The sequence below is a fragment of the Cyclobacterium jeungdonense genome (assembly GCF_010994275.1).
Classification (GTDB): Bacteria; Bacteroidota; Bacteroidia; order Cytophagales; family Cyclobacteriaceae; genus Cyclobacterium; species Cyclobacterium jeungdonense.
In genome coordinates, this window is record NZ_WMCD01000015.1 from 102,526 (window position 1) to 108,562 (window position 6,037).

The 6,037-nt window shown below is 43.6% G+C and carries 5 protein-coding genes; all 5 read left to right on the forward strand.

All coding sequences use genetic code 11. The features are described from left to right. Positions 1–19 precede the first annotated feature (19 nt). Positions 20–514, forward strand: a complete 495-nt coding sequence (locus tag GKS34_RS21870) for a Fur family transcriptional regulator (RefSeq protein ID WP_163387123.1) — start codon at positions 20–22, stop codon at positions 512–514. A gap of 3 nt (positions 515–517) precedes the next feature. Then, entirely contained in the window at positions 518–862 is a 345-nt protein-coding gene (locus GKS34_RS21875) for an STAS domain-containing protein (protein WP_163387124.1), read from the forward strand. A 116-nt stretch (positions 863–978) separates the two neighbouring features. Then, positions 979–2,250, forward strand: a complete 1,272-nt coding sequence (locus GKS34_RS21880) for an adenylosuccinate synthase (protein WP_163387125.1) — start codon at positions 979–981, stop codon at positions 2,248–2,250. Between the two features lie 245 nt (positions 2,251–2,495). Further along, a complete protein-coding gene (locus GKS34_RS21885; RefSeq protein WP_163387126.1) occupies positions 2,496–4,823 on the forward strand; it encodes a PKD domain-containing protein in 2,328 nt (775 codons plus the stop codon). Further along, positions 4,820–5,848 carry a PorP/SprF family type IX secretion system membrane protein gene (locus GKS34_RS21890; protein ID WP_163387127.1) on the forward strand — a complete coding sequence of 343 codons (1,029 nt, stop codon included), beginning with the start codon at positions 4,820–4,822 and terminating at the stop codon, positions 5,846–5,848. The genes GKS34_RS21885 and GKS34_RS21890 overlap by 4 nt, the downstream gene beginning before the upstream one ends. The last annotated feature ends 189 nt before the right edge of the window (positions 5,849–6,037 follow it).

Here is a 6,037-nt window from a genome sequence, read left to right on the forward strand (position 1 = left end):
TTGTAAAAAAAAGTAACGTATGGCTTCAAATGAAAGTCTTTACGAGAAAGTAAAGAAAATATTTACTGCCTACCTGGAAAACAAGAAGCTGAGGAAAACACCAGAGAGGTATGCAATATTGGAGGAGATTTACAGCCGTGGAGGACATTTTGATGTGGAAGGGTTGTATATCAGCATGAAAAATAAAAATTACCGGGTAAGTCGCGCTACGGTATACAATACCTTGGATTTATTGGTAGAATGTGATTTGGTCACCAAGCATCAGTTTGGGCAGAATCTCGCCCAGTATGAAAAGTCTTATGGATACAAGCAGCACGATCACCTTATCTGTACAGAATGCCATCAGGTGAAGGAATTTTGTGATCCCCGCATACAGAATATTCAAAATACGGTTGGAGAAGTATTGCACTTCAACATCATTCATCATTCTTTATTATTGTACGGTAATTGCACAGATGACAATTGCGAATACAAGCAAGGAGCAAAATCGGTAAAAACACAAAATAAAATGTAAGCTATGAAAGCAGCATTTGAATCTTATGTGCAGGACGAAACCCTGATATTGAAGATCAAAGGGGATTTGATTGGTGACGAGTCAGGACCTCAATTGGTGGGTATTGTTTCAGATGGGCTTCAGGAGGGTATAAAAAAATGTATCGTTGATCTTAGTCAGGTTAGGTACATCAGTTCTAGTGGAATAGGTGTGTTAATTACCATTCTCACCAAGATGAGAAATGCTGATGGAGAAGTTTACCTGACATCTCCTTCCGAACATGTCAAGAAGCTACTGATCATCACAAAACTTAATAATATTTTTACAGTATTTGACACGCTCGAAGACGCTTTAAATCAATCCAGGTAATTCTCAGATTTATTTTTAATTCGAATAAAACGGTGCAGTAAGTTGTAATATTTTACAATACTGGCAATCTTCACGGCAAATTTTGATTAAAGACTTTATATTATTTTATACATACAATGAAAATGGACGTTCTTTTAGGTCTCCAATGGGGTGACGAAGGCAAGGGAAAAGTAGTGGACTACCTGGCACCAGATTATGAAATGGTTGCTAGATTTCAGGGAGGCCCAAATGCCGGTCATACCTTAGAGTTTGATGGTATTAAACATGTATTGCACCAGATTCCCAGTGGTATTTTCAGATCAAACATTAAGAATATTATAGGAAACGGAGTGGTATTGGATCCGGTGGTACTCAGAAAGGAAATTGAAGCACTGAAGAAATTTAACATTAATTTCAAAGAGAACCTGGCGATTTCCAAGAAAGCAACCATCATTCTGCCTACGCACAAATTACTCGATGCCGCCTATGAAAAATCTAAAGGGGATAAAAAAATTGGTTCTACCTTAAAAGGAATTGGCCCTACCTATCAGGATAAAATTGGCAGAGTGGCCCTTCGGGTAGGAGACATGCTCGCTCCCGATTTTGAGGAAAAATATAATGACTTGGTAAAGCGGCACCAATCCATTTTGGATTATTATCAATATAGTCTAAAAAACCTTCCAGCACTTGAGGAGGATTTTTTCGAAGCGGTTGCATTTTTCAAGTCTCTTCAATTGGTTGAAACAGAGTTTGAAGTAAATGCAGCTATTAAATCGGGAAAAAGAGTACTGGCTGAAGGAGCACAAGGGTCTCTTTTGGATATTGACTTTGGAAGTTACCCCTTTGTCACGAGCAGTAGCACCATGACCGCCGGGGCCTGCACCGGCCTGGGTGTACCTCCTTCTTCCATTGGAGAGGTTTTTGGGATTTTTAAGGCCTACTGCACCCGGGTGGGCAGTGGTCCGTTTCCAACGGAACTTTTTGATGCTGATGGCGAAAAAATGAGAAGGGAAGGCAATGAATTTGGTTCCACCACCGGTAGGGCCAGGCGATGCGGATGGCTTGATATCCCAGCACTTAAATATTCCATTATGATCAATGGCGTTACCCAGCTATTTATGATGAAGGCGGATGTGCTCAATAATTTCGAGGAAATTAAGATTTGTACGGGATACGAACTCTCCGATGGATCCATCACCGACCAGTTGGCGTTGAGCGGGACAGGTCAGGAGTTGCGACCGGTATATCAGAATATGAAGGGATGGAATTGCAGCCTGGATACGGTTCAGAAATACGATGATTTCCCCAAACCTCTAAAGGATTATGTGGTGTACCTCGAGAGCTTATTAGAAGTACCTATCAGAATGGTATCCGTAGGACCCGACAGAAAAAAGACTATCTTGAAATAAGTTTACCTAAATTTTACACACAAAAAAAGGCTTCTTTTTACCATAAAAAAGAAGCCTTTTTTGATTTGGAATTTATTTACCTATCTTAATACCGGATCTTGAATTACCCATGGTTTCTTGCTGGTAGCGGATAGGGTTAGCAAGGGTATCGGATGTAAAACCTATTGGTAGCCGTATTGCTTATCTGATTGCAAAGGATAATTTGGTTGAATTAAAGGTTCTTCTTTACTTTCTTTCAATTTGACATGCCCAAACCAGTCGCTCTTCTAATCCTGATTTGTTTGCTTCATTCGTCCTCCTGGGTGTATGGACAGCAGGGGTTTCCTTATTGCGAATCGTTTCAGGGGCAAATACAACGGGGACACACCGTTCTGGGCGGAAATGCAAAGCTTTTTGGTAGCACCTTACGGCTTACAGAAGCGGTAATGGATCAAAAAGGATACGTGTACATCGATATTCCATTTTCCTCTAATTTTGGAGTAAAAGCCTCCTTTGAATATTTCAGTTACGGTGGAGACGGGGCAGATGGGCTGACGGTTTTTTTATTTGATGGAGCCAGCAACGGATTTTCCCCCGGAGGGTTTGGCGGCTCCCTGGGCTACGCTCCCCGGTTGGGTGGGAATGGGCTGACCCGGGCCTACATGGGAATCGGTTTTGATAGTTTTGGAAATTTTGGAAATACATCAGAAGGAAAAAAGGGTAGTTTTCCCGGCCCATCGTCCGCATTGCATCCAAACAGCATCGTCGTCCGGGGCCCTGGACAGGGAAGCAATGGCTACGAATTTATTGCGGGTGTTAAAACCAATGAAGGGGGCATTTTTGGTTTGCCCGCCGACCAACGTTTTACAATTAGTTCGGGAGGTATAGGCACGGGCAGGATTGCTGACCCTGACACTCCAGGTTACCGGAAAGTGCTGGTGAAGTTAAGACCAGATGATACAGGAGTCGGATACCGATTGGATGTTGAAATGATTTTCACTACTGCTCGTGGAAACCCCAGGCAAATATCCTTATTGGAAAACGTGAGGTATCCGTTTCCGGCTCCCGAAACCCTAAAAATTGGGTTTGCAGCCGCAACAGGTGGTGAAACAAATATTCATGAAATACGAAATCTTCTGATAGAGGTCGCGGATGAAGACGACCTTGCCTTTCCAGCTACCGAGCCCGTGGAAGATTTAACGGTGTGTCTGGGGCAGGAAAATTTTCTCGAGTTGCCTGCAGAAAAAGTCAATTTACCGAATGAAAATTCACGAATATCCTGTATACGATTTTTCGAGTCTCAGGAATCCATACCCGAGCAAAATGCGGATCCATGTTTGGCAGGAGATTGTGAAGGTACCGGTGGTATATTGAAGCTCCAGGAAGGAACCTTTAAGTATTCGGGACAGGGGGGGCAATTTTCTTTCACTCCCAATGAAGGGTTCAATGGGTCGGAAGTGCAGGCCTATTTTACCGTTACGGATAACTATGGGAAAACATCATCAGGATCTGTCATAAATTTGCAGGTGTATGAAGCCCCTGAACCCATCACCCTAATGATAAACGACCTTCCTCTTCAATCTATAGAAGCTTGTCCGGAGGAAGAACTGGTTCTGAGTGTGTATTCATTGGATCCCATTCTTTCTTATGCATGGTTTAAGGATGGAAACGTAATGGAAGGAGAGACAGGTCCCGAATTAGTGATATCCGAAGCTGGGAATTATTTTGGCATGGTACAATCCTTCCAGGGCTGCCCGTTGCGAACGGATACGATCCAAATAAATTTTCCTGAATTTCCGGATCTGGAAATAGCACCGTCTGTTTTCGCTTGCCAGCCAGATGTTTTTCCCGATGTGAGGGATTACATTGTAGACTTCGATGAGGAACTATACGATTATCAGGTAGAATCGGAAGTGGGAGCAATTTTTGAAAATCAAGCCATTACAGGTATTTCAGAGGAGGGACTTTACTACCTTCGTGTGAAACCCAGAGAAATTGATTGCTGGTCGGATCCGGTTACCTTTAGGGTAAGTGTACCTGATGAACCGCTGGAGGCTTATTTTGACTATGTATTAAATGCTACCGGCCTTAAAGAGGAATCAGCAGATGGCATCCTTGCGGATGACCGAATTCGCTTTTTGGATCAATCTGCCGGTCTTCCTCAAAGTTGGTCCTGGGATTTTGGAGACGGCACCGTAAGCAATCAACGATCACCTTCCCATGTATTCGGAGAGAAGGGGGAATTTATGGTAACCCTCACCGTCAAGACCGGTATGGATTGTGAGTCTTCGTATCAGATGCCGATCCTAATCAGAAGAACGTATAGGGTTATGTTTCCTACCGGATTTACCCCTACGCGTTCGGAAGACATGTTTTTCATGCCTAAAATGAAAGGCATCGCTTCAATGGACCTTAAGGTATTTAGCGGGTGGGGAGAATTTTTGTTCCATACCACAGACATGAACGGTGATGGCTGGGACGGTACGTTGAATGGCAGCCCCTTACCTCCCGGAACCTACGCTTACCGGGCTGATTTTGAGACAACCAGAGGGGAAAAGGTATCCCGATCTGGAAAATTCCTGTTAATCAGATGAGGAAACTACTTCAGCTATCGGTCTATATGATTTTAGCCCTGTCTAATCAACAGCTTGAGGCGCAGGACATGCAGTTTTCTCAATTTTACGCTGCTCCTATTTATTTAAACCCGGCCTTTACCGGAAGCACGGAATGGACCAGGGTAGGGATGAATTACCGAAACCAATGGCCGGGTCTGGATCATAGCTTCAATACGTTTTCTGCCTACTTTGACCATTTCATTGCCCACAGGAATAGCGGTGTAGGGGTGATTGTAAATGGAACCCGGGATACCTTTGCGCAGCTTCAAAACATCGACCTGGGGCTTACCTATTCCTACCGGGTCCGGTTGGGGGAAGAGCGCTATTTACACGCGGGTTTTCAGGCCAGTTTTGTGAATAGGAATGTGAACGTAGAAGGAATTATCCTAGGAACTCAGCTAGATATAGACCGGGGAATAGTAGTCGGAGAGGGGGTCAATTGGGTCACGGATGTTAGCCAAAGGTCGCATGAGGATATTAATGCGGGCCTGTACTATTACGATGACAAGTTTTGGTTGGGTATCGCTGCGCATCATTTAACCCAGCCCTACACTTCTTTTCTTCAAATGCAGGAAAACAGGCTACCGATCCGGTATTCGGTTCATGGCGGGGTTACGTTTGATCTGTTTAGCCCTGGGATCGGAGATGTTATTAATAACACGCTACAGGAGAGAACCCTGTCTTTGGCCTTCAATTACAAAAGGCAGGGTGTATTTGATCAATTGGATTTTGGCGCAGAATTGTTTTATGCCCCGGTGATCGTCGGTTTGTGGTATAGAGGTTTACCCACAAAACATGCACTTCCTAATAACGAAGCCTTGATTGCCCTTATGGGGTTTTCCCTACCCAATGATTTGCAAATTGGATACAGCTATGATTTCACCATTTCCAGACTTGGGTGGAGAAATTCCGGTGGGGCGCACGAGGTATCGGTGAGGTACACGTTTCGGAATTATAAATTAGGTAAAAGGCATGATAGGGCCATTCCGGGCTTCAAATACTGAGTCCTCGATAAGGGTGAAAATTTTTACTAACTTTTTTTAGCTGATTGTCAGGTACATTGAACTTTTCTTTTACTTTTCTTTGTTTTCCTTATTGCCGGGTCAAAAAAACGGGTCATCTTTGTGATCCCAAACGGGGGTTAGCGGTGAAGAAGCGAGTGGATAGGTTGGAAGTTGCTAAAAAAAGATAAA

What these genes read in the sequence shown, in the direction of transcription:
- GKS34_RS21890 (WP_163387127.1), top strand. Translation starts at nt 4,820, where the DNA reads ATGAGGAAACTACTTCAGCTATCGGTCTATATGATTTTAGCCCTGTCT.
- GKS34_RS21885 (WP_163387126.1), top strand. Translation starts at nt 2,496, where the DNA reads ATGCCCAAACCAGTCGCTCTTCTAATCCTGATTTGTTTGCTTCATTCG.
- GKS34_RS21870 (WP_163387123.1), top strand. Translation starts at nt 20, where the DNA reads ATGGCTTCAAATGAAAGTCTTTACGAGAAAGTAAAGAAAATATTTACT.
- GKS34_RS21880 (WP_163387125.1), top strand. Translation starts at nt 979, where the DNA reads ATGAAAATGGACGTTCTTTTAGGTCTCCAATGGGGTGACGAAGGCAAG.
- GKS34_RS21875 (WP_163387124.1), top strand. Translation starts at nt 518, where the DNA reads ATGAAAGCAGCATTTGAATCTTATGTGCAGGACGAAACCCTGATATTG.